This window comes from Vibrio rhizosphaerae, from assembly GCF_024347095.1.
GTDB classification, from domain to species: Bacteria; Pseudomonadota; Gammaproteobacteria; order Enterobacterales; family Vibrionaceae; genus Vibrio; species Vibrio rhizosphaerae.
Window position 1 is genome coordinate 315,885 of record NZ_AP024903.1, and the last position, 19,750, is coordinate 335,634.

The window sequence follows — 19,750 nt, forward strand, 5'->3', positions numbered from 1 at the left end:
AAACAGAGAACTCAGATAATGAAGCAATGTGCAAAACATAAGGTTGTGTGGCAAACCATTGTTCAAGAAGCCCGGGAGATGACGGAACAAGAACCGATGCTGGCGAGTTTCTATCATGCGACGATTATTAAGCATGATAGCTTATCCGCCGCTCTGAGTTATATTCTGGCGAATAAATTACACACAATTTCAATGCCTGCTATGGCCGTCAGAGAAGTGGTTGAGGAAGCATTGCAGTCAGATCCGGGCATTGCCGAATCAGCCGCTTGTGATATTTGTGCGACGGTTACCCGTGATCCAGCGGTAGGAAGATATTCGATCCCACTGTTATACCTGAAAGGTTTTCATGCACTACAAGGGTATCGGGTGGCTAACTGGCTATGGAAGCAAGGGCGCACAACACTTGCCGGTTATTTACAACATCAAATTTCGGTCGCCTGTCAGGTCGATATTCATCCCGCAGCCCGGATTGGGCGAGCCATCATGCTCGACCACGCAACGGGAATTGTGATTGGTGAGACGGCCGTGATTGAAGATGATGTCTCAATTCTGCAAGATGTGACTCTTGGCGGAACCGGGAAAGAGTGTGGTGACCGACATCCGAAAATTCGTGAAGGGGTGATGATTGGTGCTGGTGCCAAAATCTTAGGCAATATTGAGATTGGTAAAGGGGCCAAGATTGGCTCGGGTTCAGTGGTTTTACAGGCGGTACCACCTCATACAACGGTTGCGGGTGTGCCCGCGAAAATTGTCGGCCGTCCACAAACAGACAAACCGTCTTTGGATATGGATCAGCATTTCAATGGCAATTCGCAGATGTTTATTGGCGGGGACGGTATTTAGATTTAGACGGTGTGAAAACGAACAAGGGATGCCATCGGCATCCCTTGTCACTGTCAACGAATTAAGCAAGAGAGTTTAATGTTTCCAGTGTTTCTTCTGCCCACTCAAGCCATGCCTGACGAGCCAGAAGATTACGGCGAAGTGTTAAGCGTTCCAGTTTCTGTTGTTTATCCAACGAAGCTGGGTTTGCATAGTAAGCTGCTTCAACTTCCTGATAGTGAGCAACAAACTTCTTCGACTCTTCGATCAGTTCAACCAGTTGTTCACGATAAGGTTTTTCATCCTGAACAGAGCAAGCCATCAACTTGGCACTGAACTCATCGCGAACCGTCGGATGGGCTGTTGGTTGATCAAACCATTGGCTCAGGGCTTGACGGCCGGCTTCCGTAATTGAATAAACCTTACGGTCCGGTTTTCCTTCCTGAGGTTCCAATACGCAAGTGACAAGCCCTTGCTGACCCATTTTATTCAGTTCGCGATAAACTTGTTGGTGACTTGCTTTCCAAAAGTAACCGATACTCGAGGAAAACTCTTTAGTAATATCGTATCCCGTCGCATCGCGTGTACTTAAAACAGTAAGAATAACGTGTGGTAATGACATGTCTTCAATCCAAATGGTTAATTAACACAATGGGTTTGGATATTGCTGAGCTTTCTATGGCTCAATCTTAAATTCATCCAAACAGTCACCGGCCTAAAAATTAGTTGCCGGATATGTCACCTTAAAAGCCGTTCATCACCTAATTGTTAGTATAGTAAATTCATATAACTTACTGACTGCAACGCCGTTATTTTATGAGAATGTTGCAGCGGTTGGATAGTATATCTAATAATAAGCAAAGAGTAGAATAAACGTGTGGAAAAATGCAAAAAAACTGATAAAAAGCTCAATTGATGATTTTATCAGAATAAAAGGCCGCAGGATTGCGACCTTTTGGTTTATATTTAGCATAATATTCTGGTTCTTTAACCGGTGTTACGCATACCTGCTGCGATACCGGCAATGGTGACCATCAATGCTTCTTCAAGTTCAGCGGGTGGGGCATCATATTGACGCGTCCGATAGAGCAATTCAGCCTGCAGCATGTTGAGTGGTTCGACATAGATATTTCTCAGGCGGATTGATTCTTGCCCCCACGGATCACTTTGCATCAGGTTTTCATTGTTTTCGACATTCAGAACGGTTTGAATATCTTTTTGTAATTGCGTCCGCAGTCGTTGCCCCAGTTTTCTCAGATGTTCATCGACAAGACGCTCGTCGTAATACTGGGCAATTTCCAGATTACATTTTGAATAGACCATCTCCAGCATTCCCAGACGGGTTGAGAAAAATGGCCATTCACGACACATTGCTTCCAATAGCGCCTGATGTCCTTTATCAATGGAGTATTGAATCGCTTCCCCGGCACCGAGCCAAGCCGGTAATACCAGACGGTTCTGGCTCCACGAGAAAATCCATGGAATAGCACGCAGGCTTTCGACACCACCATTGGGATTACGTTTGGCAGGGCGAGATCCCAGTGGCAGTTTACCCAATTCCAACTCTGGCGTCGCTTGACGGAAATAGGGCACAAAATCCGGTTCGCCACGGACCACTTTCCGGTAAGCTTCACACGAAATCTCAGATAAGACTTCCATCAGATCACGCCATTCCTGTTTTGGTTCCGGAGGCGGCAATAGGTTTGCTTCCAGAATCGCACTGGCATAGAGATTGAAACTGTTGATTGCGACATCCGGCAGCCCTAATTTGAAGCGGATCATTTCGCCTTGTTCAGTGACTCGCAGGCCGCCTTTCAAACTTTTGGGCGGTTGTGACAGCAGTGCTGCATGGGCGGGGGCTCCACCGCGTCCCAATGTACCGCCGCGACCATGGAACAAGGTCAGTTCGATACCTTCCTCTTCGCTGACTTTCACTAGGGATTCCATCGCACTGTACTGTGCCCAGCCAGCTGCCATTACCCCGGCATCTTTGGCGGAATCTGAATAGCCGATCATCACCATCTGATGGTTCTGGATGAAACCGCGATAGATATCAATTCCCATCAACTGACGGATGACAGACTCAGAGCGGTTGAGGTCGTCTAAGGTTTCGAACAGCGGACAAACATCCATACGATAAGGACAACCGGCCTCTTGAAGAAGCAAGTGTACCGCGAGCACATCTGAGGCGGTTCTGGCCATTGAAATGACGTAAGCGCCGAATGCTTCTTTCGGGTTTGCAGCAATGATTCGGCACGTATCGAGCACTTCCTGAACGGGTTCGGAGGGCTCCCAGTCACGAGGAATGAGTGGCCGTTTCGAGCTTAATTCATTGGTGAGAAAGGCAATCTTATCCTGTTCACTCCATTGGTCGTAATCCCCTAATCCCAGATAGCGCGTCAGTTCAGACAAAACATCAGAATGACGGGTGCTTTCCTGACGAATATCGAGGCGAACCAGATGGACGCCAAATGCTTTGATACGGCGTAGCGTATCTAACAGGGAACCGTCGGCAATCGAGCCCATGCCACATTCATGCAATGACTGATAACAGGCATACAGTGGTTCCCATAGCTGACTGACATTTTTCAACGGCGCTTTGACTAACAACTGCTGACCCTGAATCTTTTCACCAAGAATATCAATCGTGTCGGTCAACAGTTGACGAATATCTTTCAGGATGGCCCGGTAAGGTTCGTGCTCTTCTTCACCGGCGAGACTGCGGACCTGATCATTACACTTGGTCATCGACAGTTCACTGATCAGTTCATTGATATCCCGCAGATACAAATCTGCCGCTTTCCAGCGAGAAAGCAGTAGCACTTCGCGGGTAATTTTATGCGTGACGAATGGGTTACCATCACGGTCTCCGCCCATCCAGGAAGAGAAATGGACAGGACGTGCGTCAATCGGTAACCCTTCTCCCAGATAACCTTCCAGTCGTTCATCCAGTTCACGCAAAAATTCCGGCACGGCTTCCCAGAGGGAGTTTTCAACGACCGCAAATCCCCATTTGGCTTCATCCATTGGGGTCGGGCGTTGTTTACGAATGACATCCGAGTGCCAGAATTGCGCGATTAGCTGTTCGAGCCGGCGTTCTGCTTTATTGCGTTCTTTGGGGGCCAGCTCAATGAGCTCCAGACTCGACAGACATTGATTGATTTTGACCAGCTTGTTGATCATGGTGCGACGGGTAATTTCCGTCGGGTGAGCGGTCAGTACCAGTTCAATATTCAAATCACGAATTGCTTGTGCTGTGTCTAGCTTGCTGACCTGATTTTGGTTCAGTTTATTGAAGAGTTCGTTGATCGCGTCAGGCGTACAAATATGAGCGTCACAGTGGCGAGAGATCGTATGATATTGCTCTGCAATATTGGTTAAGTTCAAAAACTGGTTAAACGCTCGGGCAACCGGTGTAATTTGATCATCCGACAGATTCTTGATCTCTTCGACCAACGTATCCCGATCGGATGGGTTACCGTCTTTCAATGATTTCGAGAGTTTCCGTATCGTCTCTACCTTTTCTAAAATAACGTTGCCATCGGCATCGAGGATTGTCTTACCGAGCAATCTGCCGAGCATACTTACGTTACTTTTTAGCGCTGTATATTTTTCGTTCATTGTCATCCTGCCTTGAAAAAAAACTACATCCAATGTTCTTGTTCGATCTTGCTATATCGTGGATTCTCTCCAGTTAAACTCCATATAGAGTAACAATATTCTGTTTGTTGTCTATACGAATAGATTAAATAATAAATAGGATTTAAGCGTTTTTTGTTGAAAGTTTCTTTCAGAATGGCCTGAATGGTTAATCCTGTTTCAGGCCCTTTATGTGCTTCAAAAAGTGTTCCATGCCAAACAATGTTGATGGTGTCCATTGTGCCGATACATTGTGCTCAATCCACATCGTGATTTGTGATCAAAAACAATATTTGTAAATCGATTTGGTCAGTAGATCAATGGTTGGATCGATGTACTCGAAAGCCAGAAATTCATCGGGCTGGTGGGCCTGATCAATGGACCCCGGTCCCATCACGAGTGTTGGACAAAGCTGTTGCAGATAAGGCGCTTCGGTACAGTAGTTGACGGTTTCGGCCTCTCGTCCGCTTAACTGATGAATTTGTTCGACGAACGGATGATCTTTCTGACACTCATACCCGGGAATTGAATCATGCAATGGTTTCATTTCGATGCGACCGGGCCATTTGGCTTCCAGTTCCTGAAGCGACTCTCGTAGCAGATGATCAAGCCCTTCAAGGCTCATTCCCGGCAGCGGTCTGACATCATAGTGTAGTTCACAGCAGCCACAAATCCGGTTAGCGCTGTCTCCACCGTGAATATGACCTAGATTGAGTGTCGGTGTCGGGACTTCAAAGCCCGGATGGTGATAGGTTTTAATGAGCCGCTCTCGTACCTGCATCAAGGTAAACAAGATCTCATGCATGATTTCTATCGCATTGACACCCAATGCCGGATTCGATGAATGCCCTGATTTACCGGTCACACGGATCGCATTGGCCACGTGGCCTTTATGCGCATAGACCGGCACAAGGCTGGTGGGTTCACCAATGATGCAGTAGTCCGGTTTAAATGGTGCGCTCTCGGTAAAATGACGCGCCCCCATCATCGTCGTCTCTTCATCACAGGTTGCCAATATATAAAGTGGCTTGGTCTGCTTCTGCCAGTCGATTTTTTGGACCGCTTCTATAATAAAGGCAAAGAAGCCTTTCATATCAGCGGTACCCAAACCGTAAAAACGTTGATTCGACTCAGTCAGGGTATGGGGATTGAAATTCCACTGGCCTTCATCAAAGGGGACGGTATCGCTATGACCGGACAGCAACAATCCTCCTTCACCGGCCCCTTTTTTCGCAATGAGGTTATGTTTGTGGGGCGCAACGGTGTCGATCTGTACTGAGAAACCTAAAGTACTCAACCAGTCTGAAAGCTTCGCAATCACAGCTTCATTGCCTTCATCCCAGCTTGGATCTGTCGAGCTAATGGAAGAGGTAGAAATGAGGTCCTGATAAACCGCCTTGAATTTAGGGAATTGCATAGAATCTTTGCTCCTGCTATTGACAGAGTTAGGCTGAGAGGGTAAAAAGCATATTAAATCATTTTTTTTGAATAAAAAACCATAAATAAGCGAAAAACAGCATATTAATAATCATTTTTCGTTTAGTATTTAATCAGAATGTACGTGTTTGAACTGAGGTTCAAGTGTTGAATTAAACATCTAACCGTTTCATTAAAAGATAACGCGTTTCACTCAAAGATACAGTCAAAAAAATCGGATGCAGGGATATGTTAAAAACAACCATTATCGGAGCCAGTGGATACACAGGTGCAGAGCTTGCCCTGATGGTCCAGCAACATCCTGAGCTAACGCTATCAGGTTTGTATGTTTCCGCCAACAGTGTGGATGCCGGAAAACCCATCGCCCAATTACATGGCCAGTTGGCCGGACGTATTGATATGTCCGTTCAGGCCCTGGTCGACCCGGAACAAGTTGCTCAGGAATCTGATGTGGTTTTTTTAGCAACCGCCCATGAAGTGAGTCACGATCTCGCCCCTATCTTTCTCGCCCATCAGTGTCAGGTTTTTGATCTGTCGGGGGCATACCGTGTCAATCATCCGGATTTTTATACTAATTTTTATGGATTTGAGCATCAGCATCAGACGCATCTGGATCAAGCTGCCTATGGTCTGGCGGAATGGAATCAGGCTGCGATTCAGTCCAGCCAACTTGTCGCTGTTGCCGGGTGTTATACCACCGCCGCACAATTGGGGATCAAGCCTTTACTGATCTCCGAGCTGATTGATACGCAGCAGTGGCCGGTGATTAATGCCACCAGTGGTGTCTCTGGTGCGGGTCGCAAAGCGACCATGACCAATAGTTTTTGTGAAGTGAGTTTACAGGCTTACGGCGTATTTACGCATCGTCATCAGCCTGAAATTGTTGCTCATTTAGGATGTGATGTGATTTTTACACCGCATCTGGGTAATTTTAAACGGGGAATTCTGGCGACGATCACCATGAAATTGAAGCCGGGTGTGACGACAGCCGATGTGACCGCAGCATTCACGCAAGCCTATGCAGATAAACCAGCGGTCCGTTTATGTGGCGAAACGCTGCCTCGGTTGCAACATGTGGTCAACTCGCCATTTTGCGATATCGGCTGGAAAGTTCAGGGAGAACATGTGATTGTCATTTCAGCAATTGATAATTTGCTGAAAGGTGCTTCCAGTCAGGCGATGCAGTGTCTGAATATTCACTATGGTTATCCGGAAATGACCGCGTTAATTTGAGGCACGTATGGAACAATTATCTCATCCGGTGGTAATTAAGCTTGGGGGCGCGGTACTCGCAAGTCGCGACACACTGGCAAAACTTTTTGAGACGGTGGCACAGTACCAACAACATCGTCCGATCGTGATTGTTCATGGCGGGGGATATCTCGTGGATGAACTGATGACGAAACTTCAGTTTACTACCGTTAAGAAGCATGGCCTTCGGGTTACACCTTATGATCAGATCCCATTTATCACGGGGGCTTTAGCCGGTACCGCGAATAAGATGTTACAAGGGGAAGCGATCAAAAGTGGCTTGAAAGCGGTTGGTTTATGTTTGGGTGATGCCGGTCTGTGTCAGGTCGAAGAACTTGATCCTGAACTGGGCGCTGTGGGGCGGCCATCTGCCGGTGACCCGACGATTGTGAATGCGATCATGCAAGCGGGCGGGGTGCCGGTTATCAGTTCGATCGGACTGACTGCCAACGGACAAATGATGAATGTGAACGCCGATGATGCCGCTGTTGCCGTGGCTAAAACCCTCGATGCCGAATTGGTGCTGCTTTCGGATGTCAGCGGCGTTCTGGATGGGGAAAAGCAGTTGATTCCACAGCTCGATGCCTGTCAGGCCAATCAACTGATTGACGACGGTGTGATCACCGATGGCATGATTGTCAAAGTGAAAGCCGCCCTTGAAGCCGCGGATGACTTAGGGCGTGCGATTACCGTTTCAGGCTGGCGGTCGCCAGAATTGCTGGCCCATGTATTTTCCGGTGATCAGCATCGCGTCGGAACCCGTTTTTATCCCACAACAAAATAGTTTCATTCATTAGACTGTTTTGTTTCAATAGATTTTTACAGAGTAGAGAAACGCTTGGCGCTGACCGCCATGTGCAGAGCCGAGATATTGGAGAAGAGATTATGAGTAAGGTTCAAGTAAACAAAGTTGTTGTTGCATACTCTGGCGGTCTGGACACGTCAGTCATTATCCCATGGTTAAAAGAAAACTATGGTTGTGAAGTGGTCGCATTCGTTGCCGATGTCGGTCAGGGTGCAGATGAGTTGGTCGGTATCGAAGAGAAAGCCATTGCCTCCGGTGCGTCTGAATGTCATGTGGTTGATCTGAAAGATGAGTTTGTTGCCGAATATATTTATCCAAGCCTGAAAACCGGTGCGTACTACGAAGGGAAGTATTTACTCGGTACCTCAATGGCGCGTCCGGTCATTGCGAAAGCACAGGTTGAAGTGGCGCGTAAAGTCGGCGCGGATGCTCTGGCTCACGGCTGTACCGGGAAAGGGAATGATCAGGTGCGTTTCGAAGGGGCATTCTCTGCATTGGCACCGGACCTTCATGTGATTGCGCCATGGCGTGAATGGGATCTGGAAAGCCGTGAAGAGTGTCTGGATTATCTGGCTGAGCGGAATATTCCTTGTGCAGCGTCACTGACGAAAATCTATTCGCGTGATGCCAATGCATGGCACATCTCGACCGAAGGCGGTGTACTGGAAAGCACTTGGAATGCACCGAATGATGATTGTTGGGCGTGGACCGTTGATCCGAAGAAAGCACCGGATGCTGCTGAAACCGTGACACTGAAAATTGAAAATGGTGAAGTGGTTGCTGTTGATGGCCAGGCGATGTCTCCTTATGAAGTGCTGGTTTGCCTGAATGAGAAAGGTGCAAAACATGGTGTCGGTCGGATCGATATCGTTGAAAACCGTCTGGTCGGCATGAAATCTCGTGGTTGTTATGAAACTCCGGGAGGCACGATTATGATGGAAGCGCTGCGTGCCGTTGAGCAGCTGGTTCTGGATAAAACCGCATTTGAATTCCGTGAAGAGATCGGGATTAAAGCATCGCATCTGATTTATGATGGTCGTTGGTTTACCCCATTACGTGAATCAGTTTTTGCCGCAGCCGAGTCACTGGCAAAAGATGTCAACGGTGAAGTCGTGATCGAACTGTATAAAGGTCATGCCACTGCGATTCAAAAACGTTCTCCAAATAGCCTTTACTCAGAAGAGTTTGCGACATTTGGTGCCGATGATGTGTATGACCAGAGTCACGCAGGTGGATTTATCCGTCTATACTCTCTTTCAAGTCGTATCCGATCGCTGAATGCAGCAAAACAAAAATAACTAGCAACGTTGGTGTGTAATAAAAAGGCGGATCCGGACTTTGGTCCGGATCCCTTTTCTCTTTAATAAAGATGTAAATGGCAGGAGAGATATAATGGCATTATGGGGTGGTCGGTTTACTCAGGCAGCAGATACAAGATTTAAAGACTTCAATGATTCTCTTCGTTTTGACTACCGTCTGGCTGAACAGGATATTGTCGGCTCAGTGGCTTGGTCGAAAGCATTACTATCCGTCAATGTGCTGACTCAGGATGAACAGCAGCAGTTAGAAGCAGCCCTCAATGAGTTAAAAGCCTCGGTGGTTGCTGCTCCAGAACAGATTTTGCAGTCAGATGCTGAAGATATTCATTCATGGGTTGAACAGCAGTTGATTGATCGGGTCGGCGATCTGGGCAAAAAACTCCATACCGGCCGTTCACGTAACGATCAGGTCGCAACCGATTTGAAATTGTGGTGCCGAGCTCAGGGCGAAGTATTGCTGGATGCGTTACAGCGCTTACAAACGAAGATGGTTGAGGTGGCCCAAGCCAATCAAACAACCGTACTCCCGGGCTATACCCACTTACAACGTGCTCAGCCCGTCACCTTTGCACATTGGTGTCTGGCCTATCTGGAAATGTTCGAGCGGGACAGTTCGCGTTTGCAAGACGCGCTGCAACGTCTGAATACTTGTCCGCTGGGCTCCGGTGCTTTAGCGGGGACCGCTTATGCGATTGATCGTGAGCGGTTGGCTCAGTCACTAGATTTTCAACGTGCAACCCGTAATTCTTTAGATGCCGTGTCCGATCGGGATCATGTCATGGAACTGATGTCAGTTGCATCGATTTCGATGTTGCATCTGTCTCGTCTGGCAGAAGATCTGATTTTCTATAACTCGGGTGAAGCCGGATTTATTGAACTTGCTGATACCGTTACCTCTGGCTCTTCGCTGATGCCACAGAAGAAAAATCCGGATGCACTGGAATTGATTCGTGGTAAAACGGGGCGTGTCTATGGGGCACTGGCTGGCATGATGATGACAGTCAAAGCGTTGCCACTGGCGTACAACAAAGACATGCAGGAAGACAAAGAAGGCCTGTTTGATGCCTTGGATACATGGTATGACTGTCTCGAGATGACAGCCCTTTGTTTTGAAGGCATTCAAATCAATGGTGAACGGACGCTGGAAGCTGCCAAACAAGGGTATGCTAATGCAACCGAACTCGCGGATTACCTGGTTGCGAAAGGGATTCCATTCCGTGAAGCACACCATATTGTCGGTGTTGCGGTTGTCGGTGCGATTGCGAAAGGCTGTGCACTTGAAGAACTGTCTCTGGCTGAACTCCGTGAATTCTCCGCAGTGATTGACGAGGATGTCTACGGAACGTTGACGATTGATTCTTGCCTCAAACAGCGGTGTGCTTTAGGCGGTGTCTCGCCAGAACAAGTGGCTTATGCCGTTGAACAGGCACAGCAACGGCTGAGTGATAAGGATTGAAATATCGATGATTGTGGTCGGTGATTTGCGCTGCGAACGGATGCGCGACAGGCTCACTGAATCATCTGACTGAGTCATCGTGAACGACTGATCAAAAAAGATCGATTTTTTTTGGAACCAATTCAGAAAGGCAGGGTCTACCTTTATACCACTGCTTTTTCTTAGATGAATCTAAGAGGCCCCGAGACTAAATTTGGTCTTGGGGCTTTTTCTTTCCGGCGGTTTTTTCGGTCGTTGCTGTGAGAGAGCTCATCCGAATATGGCAGCCTGCGATAAGCCGCCTGAGTCTGTCTGTGCATACATGATCCATATGAACGACCTAGTGCGGTTTTCTGTTCCGTAATGGCAGAACAATAAATTTCATCCAGAGGTGAAGACTGAGCAGCAGATGAACCGCAAGCCCAAAACCGATGAGTGCAATCCCTTCAACCGATTTTGTATGCTGTATTCCCCACAGCAGCCAGCTGACCCAGAATAAGACACAAAGGACACTTAACTGGTTCATACAGCGCTGACAGCGACCTATTTTTTTCCAAAACCAGCCAGATTCACAGTTGTTACAAGTCATTTGAAGTGTTTATTGAACCAATAAAAGGCAAGCGTAGGTGAGGAGATGTAGGGAATCAAGCAAAAAAATTACTCTGGTTCTCTCACTTGGGGGAAAGAAGAGAACCAGAGTCGAAATGAATTACTGTCAATTCAAAGACAGTAACACACCGCAACAGAGTCAGCATTATGGACATTAACACTGACTCAACTCCCGAGATTCAATCGAGCTAATGCAGGCAGTTGGAATTCTAAATAAGTGGTAGAGCACATCGTTATTATTGGCTTTGAGTCAGACCTCCGGCTCACCCGGAGGTCTGCATTTTTAGTTGGTGGTGGATTCGCGCAAGTAGATGTCCAGTTCTTCGCTGCCGCCAATATGTTTGCCACCAATGTAAACTTGAGGGACCGTGGAACGGCCGGTAATCGCACGCAGGCTGACGGTTGTCGCATCTTTGCCTAAGACGACTTCTTCATATTGCATACCATGGTCGATCAGGGCCTGTTTGGCTTTGGCACAGAATGGGCAACCCGGTTTGGTAAAAATGGTGACTGATTCCTGAAGCTGATATCCCGGAGAAATATGTTTCAGCATTGTATCGGCATCTGAAACCTTGAATGGGTCACCCGGTTCATTGGGTTCAATAAACATTTCTTCAACGATGCCATCTTTGACCAGCATGCTGTAACGCCATGAACGTTGACCGAATCCTAAATCGTGTTTATTGACTAACATCCCCATACCGGCAGTGAATTCGCCATTGCCATCCGGAATAAAAGTAATGTTGTCGGCTTCCTGATCGTTTTTCCAGGCATTCATCACGAATGTATCGTTTACCGACACACACAAGATGTCATCGACACCATGCTCTTGAAAGACAGGGAATAACTCATTGTAGCGTGGTAGATGGCTTGAAGAGCATGTCGGGGTAAATGCGCCGGGAAGACTAAAAACAATGACGGTTTTCCCTTTGAATAATTCATCGGTGGTTACATTGACCCACTGATCCCCCTGACGTGTCGGAAAGGTGACTTGTGGAACGGGCTGGCCTTTTTTAGATGTCAACATATTGAGTGTCCTTTTTTAAATTCAAATCTATTTTTCGAAAGTGATATCAAGTGTCGGGCACTTGTTTTTTGTTTTGATAGGTTCATTATTCAAAAAAAGCTTTGATAGCTCTAATCGTTTGATGCTATGGTTTTGATAGATGTAATCTATTGGGGGATGAAATGAATATCCGCGATTTTGAATACTTGGTCTCTTTAGCCGAACACCGTCATTTTCGTAAAGCGGCTGAAGCCTGTTTTGTCAGCCAACCCACGCTTAGTGGGCAGATCCGTAAGCTGGAAGACGAGCTGGGAACGGTGTTATTAGAACGGAGCAGCCGTCGGGTACTCTTTACTGACGCTGGACTACAACTCGTCGAACAGGCAAAAAACATCCTGAAAGAGATTAAAACATTCAAAGATATGGCGAGCGGACAGGGCGATGAAATGAGTGGTCCGATGCATATTGGTTTTATCCCGACCGTTGGTCCTTACTTGTTGCCCCGCATTGTCCCGTCACTGAAAACGAACTTTCCGGATTTAGAACTGTATTTGCATGAAGCGCAAACGAATCAGCTGGTGCGCCAATTAGAAGACGGCAAGTTAGACTGCCTTGTGCTTGCGTCGGTGGAAGAGACGAAGCCATTTAAAGAAATCGAACTCTACAATGAGCCGATGAGTCTTGCCGTGCCATCTGAACACCCGTGGGCGAAGTGTGAGCAACTGGATATGTCTCAACTGAAAGGACAAACCGTGCTGATGTTGGGTGACGGACACTGCTTGCGTGATCAGGCGCTGGGATTCTGTTTTGCCGCAGGTGCGAAAGACGATGAACGTTTTAAGGCAACCAGCTTAGAAACATTACGCAATATGGTGGCTGCCGGTGCCGGAATGACATTGCTGCCGGAGCTCTCTTTGCCGGATTGCCGGGAAAAAGACGGTGTGTGCTATCTGAAAGCTTTTAACCCCGTTCCCAGCCGGACATTAGCACTGGTTTATCGACCCGGTTCACCACTCAGACAGCGGTTTGAAACATTGGCGGCTTTAATTCGTCAGCGGCTCAATGAACTGACTTAAAAGCGAAGTTTCCACTCAACATGAAACAGCAAAAAGAAAAAGCGGAGTGAACTCCGCTTTTTTAGGTTGATTTTCTGGAGAAGGCCACTGAGTCATTGAAACAAAAGTGTCATTGAAACAAAAGTGGCACTCTCGCACATGATTAAAACAGTTCTTCACCGCCATTGGGTGAGGTGTACAGACTGTTCGTCACGGCATCTTGCACATATTCTTTCGGTTCGGTGCCCTGAATAAAATACTCGAACATTGCACTGCCATCTGTTTTCGTGGTTAACAGCCCGGTTTCCCGATCGATTCTGACCTGAACAATATGTTTCGGGATGACTTTCTCGTGTGGCGGGACATCATTCAATGCATGCGCCATGAAATCGATCCAGGCCGGTTCTGCGGTTTTGGCTCCGGATTCGCCACCGCTAATCGGTACGTCGTCGAGATTCGGGTTTTTGGTGGTTCGGCCCAGATCCCGGTTGTGGCTGTCAAAGCCGACCCAGGCACTGGCAACGATACCCGGTGCGAAGCCGTTATACCAGGCATCTTTCGAATCGTTGGTTGTTCCGGTTTTACCACCAATATCCCGGCGTTTGAGTTTTTGGGCACGCCATCCGGTACCGTTCCAGCCGGTTCCTTCCTGCCAGTTTCCGCCGCCCCAAATATTGCTATACATCATTTCCCGGACCAAAAATGCATTCTGTTCCGAGATGACGCGTGGTGCATATTGAACGTCCGCGGAATGTTCATTAAAGCGAGGTGAACGATGTTCATCACCGACTGGATTCTGATGAATATCGGCAGCACCGATACCTTGCTCATTCTCTCCCGATGGGGTGACACCGGACTGATCCTGTGATTCGTCAATGTCCTGATCAGGGCATTGATCATGACAGACGATTTTTGGTGTTGAGCGATAGACCAGTGTTCCGAACGGATCTTCGACATGATCAATGTAGTAGGCATCAACACTATAACCACCGTTGGCAAAGACAGAATATCCCTGAACCAGTTTCATCGGGCTCAGGCTACCGGCCCCCAGCGCAATGGTTTCTGAATGTGGCAGGTTGTCCAGATCGAAACCAAAACGGGTCAGATAGTGTCGAACACGTTCCAGTCCAACCGCTCTGAGTACGCGGATTGCCATGACGTTTTTCGACTGTGCTAAGCCAATCCGTAACCGGGTTGGTCCCCGGTAAGTCGGAGGCGAATTTTTAGGACGCCATGCTGTCCCCTGACTCTGATCCCATTTATTGATTGGTGCATCATTGACCAGCGTTGCCAGCGTCAAACCATCATCAATGGCTGAGGAATAGATGAAAGGTTTAATGCCCGACCCCACCTGACGGATCGATTGTGTCACGCGGTTAAATTTACTGTGGATGAAATTAAAACCACCGACCAGCGCAAGCACGGCACCATCTTCAGGATTCATGGCAACAAAAGCCGTGTTGGCATTGGGCACCTGACTGAGGTGCCAGATCGGTTGGTTTTCAGCCTGAGTCTCATCACGTTGTCGCACCCAGATTTGTTCACCGGCTGTCATGATTTCGTGGGCGTTTGTTGGCGCGTCTCCTTGCCGGTCATCCGTAATAAAGCGTCGGGCCCATTTCATCCCATCCCAGGGAATAGTTTGTGTGCCATGATTTTTGACCCAAACCGTCGCCGATTGTTGGGCAACATCGGTCACAATGGCAGGATACATATCATCATAGATCGGTTGTTCGGTGAGATACTCTTCCATCTGTTCTTGGGTAAACGCCGGTTGACCGGTTTTCCATAACACTTTTTCTGCACCGCGATAACCATGACGTTGATCGTAGGCAATCAAGTTATTAATGGCTGATCTGTGGGCGGCATTTTGCAGATCAGACTGGATGGTGGTGGTCACTCTCATGCCTGACGTATAGGCGTCTTCACCATAATGTTCTACCATCCAGGCGCGTGCAAGTTCAGCCACATAAGGCGCATTGACTTCAATTTCAGCCACGTGATATCGCGCGACTAATGGCTCCGCTTTGGCTGATTCATATTGCGCTTGCGTAATATAGTGCTCGTCCAGCATCCGCATCAGAACGACATTACGGCGGTGGGTTGCCCGGGACAGTGAGTAGATTGGATTCATGGTCGAGGGAGCTTTCGGCAACCCGGCAATCATGGCCATTTCACCAAGCGTGAGGTCTTTGACATTTTTGCCGAAATAGACTTGTGCTGCCGCTCCAACCCCGTAAGAACGATAGCCCAGATAGATTTTGTTCAGATACAGTTCGAGGATTTCGTCTTTTGTCAGCAACTGTTCAATATGCACGGCGATAAAAATTTCTTTTATCTTGCGCATGATTTTCTTCTCATTGCTCAGGAAGAAATTACGGGCGAGCTGCTGAGTAATGGTACTCGCACCTTGAGATGCGCTACCGGATGATATGACGGCAAATGCTGCGCGGGTAATCCCGATGGGGTCAAATCCATAATGCTCATAAAAACGATTATCTTCCGTGGCCAGAAATGCGTGGATCAAATCCGGTGGAATGTCACTCAGTTTAAGTGGGATTCGGCGCTTTTCTCCAAACTGGGCAATCAGTTTCCCATCTTTACTGAAAACCTGCATCGGCGTTTGAAGCTGAACATCTTTTAAGGTGGCGACGTCAGGTAATTCCGGTTTTACATAGTAGTAAAACCCAAAAATTGTACTCACCCCTAAAACCATGCAAATCAATGAAAATAAAAATAATCGCTTTATGAACTTCACCGGATAATCCCTGTTTGGTCGGATTGAACGCATGTCATCCGATCTAATTTTCGCTATTTTCTCTAAGAAACTGATCGCTTAACGTTTCATTTCAAGATAGACCTGTTGGAACGAGTCTACACGACTAAAAATATTGGTTGTTAAAAATATAATGCGGCGCCCGCCGTTTCATCTTTTTATCATCCCGTTATTTTGGGGTTGGTGCTATCTCAGAATGAACGCTTATTGTACTACCAATCAGCGATTTGAACAGTGCTGAACGACTGGAGTCTGTATGAGAAAACGTATCGTAACGGGAATTGATATCCGCCGTCATCGTATTACGACTGTTACTTTAAAGCGCCAACATAACATCGTGTCATTACTTGATTGTGAAACGTTGTCCGTTACCAAGGACATTCTCTCTGAGAATGAGGTCATTGATTATCAGAGTATTGTCAATAAACTTGCCAAAATAAGAAAGAGATTACCTTTTTGGCAACATCGTGTTGCGATTGCGATGCCTGACTTGGCGGTGATGACCAGAACGCTGTCACTCCCGAACCGTGATTATGATAAAAGTCTCGAGCCGTGGTTCATCGCACAGGCCTTTGCTGAAAAAACCGGTCTCTCTCGTCAATCCGTCTATTTAGATTATGTTCCGCTTCAAACTGACTATCAGGTTTATGCCGCGAAAAAAGAGGTGGTAGAAAGCCGTCTGCAAGCGCTGTGTCTGGCGGGATTCAGACCGGTATTGATCGATACGGAGAAACAGGCTTTTCTGCAATTTTTGCTGCATTTGATGTGCTGTACCCAACGTCAGGGATGGCTCATGATTGATATCAGTGATGATACTGTCGCGCTGGGATTTATCACCGACGAACTGAGTTTCTATCGTCAGTTTCCTTTTTCCGCACAGGCGTTCGAGGCGGCGGTTCTTCTGGTTGTACAAGAGGTTCAGTTGTTTCGTTCATTACATCCTGCCGCACTCCTGAACGGGATGTGGATCAATGGTTCCCCCGATATTTATCAGGCTCTGTCACCGGTGTTGCATGAGCAATTTCGTGGGCCGGTAGAACATCTGATGGTTGCCTCTGCTTTCGAAACATCAGCGCTTGTCCCTACCCATCTGTGGTCTTATCTTCCTTTGGCTGCCGGTAGCGCGTTACGCGGACTCATGGCGTTGGAGGCGGGCTATGCTGCATGAACTGAATTTAATGGATTGGCGGCAAAGCCAATTATACCGACGCCAACGATTTTTATATGGATTGTGGCTTTTTGGGGGTGGTCTGTGGCTGGCGATGCAAAGTCTTATCTATTTTGAATGGCATCAGCAGCAAACACGCTGGCAACAATCAGAGCAGCAGGTCAATTCACAACTGAGCGAGCAGCAAAAGCGCCTGCGTGAGTGGGAAGTGCGGCGGCAACATGCGCAGCAGAATCAAAGTAAGCTGGCGCTCGCTGAACAGTGGATCGCACACAGTCAATTACCGCGGCGGCTTATGTCCTTATTCGTCTCGGTTATTCCCGATGGTATCTATCTGGAAGACATCCGTTTGACGGAACAACAGGTTGTTCTTCGAGGATTCAGTCGTCATCCGACAGCGATGAATCGCTTGATTCATCAGCTGAGACAAGCCCCATTGATCCGACAGCTGGATATTCTGTCCATGACCGACGAAGCCCCGCAGTGGGGCAGCCAATTCAATACGTTCCAGCTGCGTTTATGGATGGTCGTAAACTCGGGGACCGATTCGACCTTAGCGATTGAGCCTGATGTGACACTGGAACCTGATGTCGTCATTGATGCGATGAGCAAACAGGAGCTCGCCAATGTTCACTGATTCTCTCCGGCGGTGGATGTTAAATACCTCGACACGGCAACAGGTAGGCGTGATAGCGGTGCTTTTTATAGTCCTCACGGGCGTCAGTTACCTGCTTTTCTGGCAAAGCCGGTATGAGACATTACTGCAATATCCAATTCAACTGAAAGCTCTGTCTCAGCAGCAGAAAGATAACCGCCGACAATTAGGTGACTTTCGTCGTCAGCAAGCAAGTTGGGAGGCAATTCAGCGCAAACTGGGTCAAACCTTAGCCCGGATGACGAAAGTGCATGACGCTTCAGCATGGGTCAAACAGATCGAGCTGGCCGCCGCAGAACAGCATATCCGCATTCGACACATCGTATGGAAAAAACCGCAACAACGCTATGGACATCATGCGGATGTCTTCGAGATCAGACTGAGTGGCCTGTTTCCGGATATCCTGAACTTCATGCAGGCAATCGAACACCAGTCTATTGGGGTTGTATTTCAACCGGTCCTCTGGAAGAGAGAGTCACCTCAGCAACGTCGTATTGAGGTTGTCGCAACTGGATATTTTTATCAACAGACAGCAGAACAGAGTAAAGGCCATTATATAAAAGGACATGATCAACATGAGTCAAAATAACGATCGGAGGGTGTTATCTGACATCTGCCTGATAGGGAGTATTTTATGGGGGATGTGCACGCAAGTATTGGCTCAACCGACGATTGATCCGTTTGACGTACCGGCAATGGCCCAAACCGGTACAGCGTCCGGAGACAGATCGGATGCATCACTACCGAGACTGGAAACCGTATTCATTCCCGTGCAATACGCGAAAACGGCAGACTTATTGTCCCTCATTGAAGGGGGAGAAAAAGCAGGACTGCTTTCTGAATCCGGACTGGTACGCGTTGATCCACGCACCAATTCACTGATTATTCGTGATACGCCACATCATTTGGCCGCGATCCGGCGCATGATTCAGGCGCTTGATGTACCGGTCAAACAGGTCAGAATTGAAGCGAGGATTGTCATTGTTAGTGAAGGGGCGCTTGATGAGCTTGGTGTGCGCTGGGGTGTCGGATTGGAACAAGGACATTTTGCTGTTGGGAGTCATATTCAACAGCCTCATGTGGCAGGGGGGAGTACAAGCGACGCATCACAAGTCACCGATTTTATGAACATTAATTTACCGAGTACATCCGGCAATGCTTCATCGATTGCTTTTCGATTAGCTAAGCTGGGATCCGGCACATTACTGGATTTGGAGTTATCGGCATTACAGACGGAGTCCCGTGCCGAAATTATTTCCAGCCCGAGTCTGTTAACCACAAATCATCAGTCAGCGTTTATTGAACAAGGCACCGAGATCCCATATCAGGAGTCGAGTTCCGATGATAAGACGACCATTGCCTTTAAAAAAGCAGTACTGAGTCTGGAAGTGACACCGAATATTACCCCGGATCATCATATGTTGTTGGATTTACGCGTGACACAGGATCGTCCCGGAGAGGTGGTTAAGACGGGTTCCGGGGAAGCAGTTGCCATCACGACACAAAGAATTGGCACTCAAGTGTTCGTTAATGATGGTGAAACGGTTGTTCTTGGTGGGATTTATCAGAACACCCAAATGCACCGGGTTGATAAAGTACCGGTGTTAGGAGAGTTACCATGGCTAGGCAAACTATTCCGGCGTAATTATCAAAAGACGGATAAGAACGAGTTACTTATTTTTGTTACACCCAAGGTTGTGATTCAATAAGTTAGTCCGCTTTTTGCTGTTCGTCTAAAAATAAGGTTGCATTCGGGCACTCAGATCTAGATAA

General features: G+C 47.6%; 14 protein-coding genes and 2 pseudogenes. 10 read left to right on the forward strand and 6 right to left on the reverse strand.

The genetic code is table 11. The features are described from left to right. Positions 1–18: 18 nt before the first annotated feature. Complete coding sequence (gene cysE / locus OCV37_RS01365; RefSeq protein ID WP_038179202.1) at positions 19–843, forward strand: serine O-acetyltransferase; 825 nt, start codon at positions 19–21, stop codon at positions 841–843. 61 nt (positions 844–904) lie between these two features. On the opposite strand, the gene OCV37_RS01370 is transcribed toward cysE, so the two are convergent. The 3 genes from OCV37_RS01370 to argE form a co-directional block, all read right to left on the reverse strand. Further along, on the reverse strand, positions 905–1,444 hold the full coding sequence (locus OCV37_RS01370; protein WP_038179201.1) for a PadR family transcriptional regulator: 540 nt from the start codon (positions 1,442–1,444) through the stop codon (positions 905–907). A 365-nt stretch (positions 1,445–1,809) separates the two neighbouring features. After that, positions 1,810–4,443 (reverse strand): phosphoenolpyruvate carboxylase, encoded by a 2,634-nt coding sequence (ppc, locus tag OCV37_RS01375; protein WP_038179200.1) that lies wholly within the window; start codon positions 4,441–4,443, stop codon positions 1,810–1,812. 298 nt (positions 4,444–4,741) lie between these two features. Beyond that, positions 4,742–5,878 carry an acetylornithine deacetylase gene (gene argE, locus OCV37_RS01380; protein WP_038179198.1) on the reverse strand — a complete coding sequence of 379 codons (1,137 nt, stop codon included), beginning with the start codon at positions 5,876–5,878 and terminating at the stop codon, positions 4,742–4,744. 248 nt (positions 5,879–6,126) lie between these two features. Between argE and argC the strand changes: the two genes are divergently transcribed. The 4 genes and pseudogenes from argC to argH all read left to right on the forward strand — a co-directional run. Next, positions 6,127–7,131, forward strand: a complete 1,005-nt coding sequence (argC, locus tag OCV37_RS01385; RefSeq protein ID WP_038179197.1) for an N-acetyl-gamma-glutamyl-phosphate reductase — start codon at positions 6,127–6,129, stop codon at positions 7,129–7,131. A 7-nt stretch (positions 7,132–7,138) separates the two neighbouring features. Then, entirely contained in the window at positions 7,139–7,933 is a 795-nt protein-coding gene (argB, locus tag OCV37_RS01390) for an acetylglutamate kinase (protein ID WP_038179196.1), read from the forward strand. Positions 7,934–8,034: 101 nt separating this feature from the next. Further along, positions 8,035–9,252, forward strand: a complete 1,218-nt coding sequence (locus OCV37_RS01395) for an argininosuccinate synthase (protein ID WP_038179195.1) — start codon at positions 8,035–8,037, stop codon at positions 9,250–9,252. A gap of 94 nt (positions 9,253–9,346) precedes the next feature. Further along, positions 9,347–10,726 (forward strand): annotated as a pseudogene (gene argH / locus OCV37_RS01400) (argininosuccinate lyase); the annotation flags it as partial. A gap of 322 nt (positions 10,727–11,048) precedes the next feature. Here argH and OCV37_RS01405 read toward each other — a convergent pair. Both OCV37_RS01405 and OCV37_RS01410 read right to left on the reverse strand, forming a co-directional pair. Continuing rightward, positions 11,049–11,297, reverse strand: coding sequence for a DUF3624 domain-containing protein (locus tag OCV37_RS01405; RefSeq protein WP_038179193.1), 249 nt, complete (start codon positions 11,295–11,297; stop codon positions 11,049–11,051). Positions 11,298–11,600: 303 nt separating this feature from the next. Continuing rightward, entirely contained in the window at positions 11,601–12,344 is a 744-nt protein-coding gene (locus tag OCV37_RS01410) for a glutathione peroxidase (protein ID WP_038179192.1), read from the reverse strand. A gap of 161 nt (positions 12,345–12,505) precedes the next feature. On the opposite strand from OCV37_RS01410, the gene oxyR reads away from it, so the two are divergent. Beyond that, positions 12,506–13,399 carry a DNA-binding transcriptional regulator OxyR gene (gene oxyR / locus OCV37_RS01415; RefSeq protein WP_038179190.1) on the forward strand — a complete coding sequence of 298 codons (894 nt, stop codon included), beginning with the start codon at positions 12,506–12,508 and terminating at the stop codon, positions 13,397–13,399. 142 nt (positions 13,400–13,541) lie between these two features. Here oxyR and OCV37_RS01420 read toward each other — a convergent pair whose 3' ends face one another. Further along, positions 13,542–16,136: a penicillin-binding protein 1A gene (locus OCV37_RS01420; RefSeq protein ID WP_038179188.1), complete on the reverse strand. Its 2,595-nt coding sequence runs from the start codon at positions 16,134–16,136 to the stop codon at positions 13,542–13,544. Between the two features lie 274 nt (positions 16,137–16,410). Between OCV37_RS01420 and pilM the strand changes: the two genes are divergently transcribed. From pilM to pilQ, 4 genes and pseudogenes are all read left to right on the forward strand, one after another. Continuing rightward, complete coding sequence (gene pilM, locus OCV37_RS01425; protein ID WP_038179186.1) at positions 16,411–17,322, forward strand: pilus assembly protein PilM; 912 nt, start codon at positions 16,411–16,413, stop codon at positions 17,320–17,322. Next, positions 17,312–17,959: a PilN domain-containing protein gene (locus tag OCV37_RS01430; RefSeq protein WP_038179184.1), complete on the forward strand. Its 648-nt coding sequence runs from the start codon at positions 17,312–17,314 to the stop codon at positions 17,957–17,959. The genes pilM and OCV37_RS01430 overlap by 11 nt, the downstream gene beginning before the upstream one ends. Beyond that, positions 17,949–18,566: a type 4a pilus biogenesis protein PilO gene (gene pilO, locus OCV37_RS01435; RefSeq protein WP_038179182.1), complete on the forward strand. Its 618-nt coding sequence runs from the start codon at positions 17,949–17,951 to the stop codon at positions 18,564–18,566. The genes OCV37_RS01430 and pilO overlap by 11 nt, the downstream gene beginning before the upstream one ends. A gap of 160 nt (positions 18,567–18,726) precedes the next feature. Then, positions 18,727–19,686: pseudogene (pilQ, locus tag OCV37_RS01440) on the forward strand (type IV pilus secretin PilQ); the annotation flags it as partial. Positions 19,687–19,750: the final 64 nt, after the last annotated feature.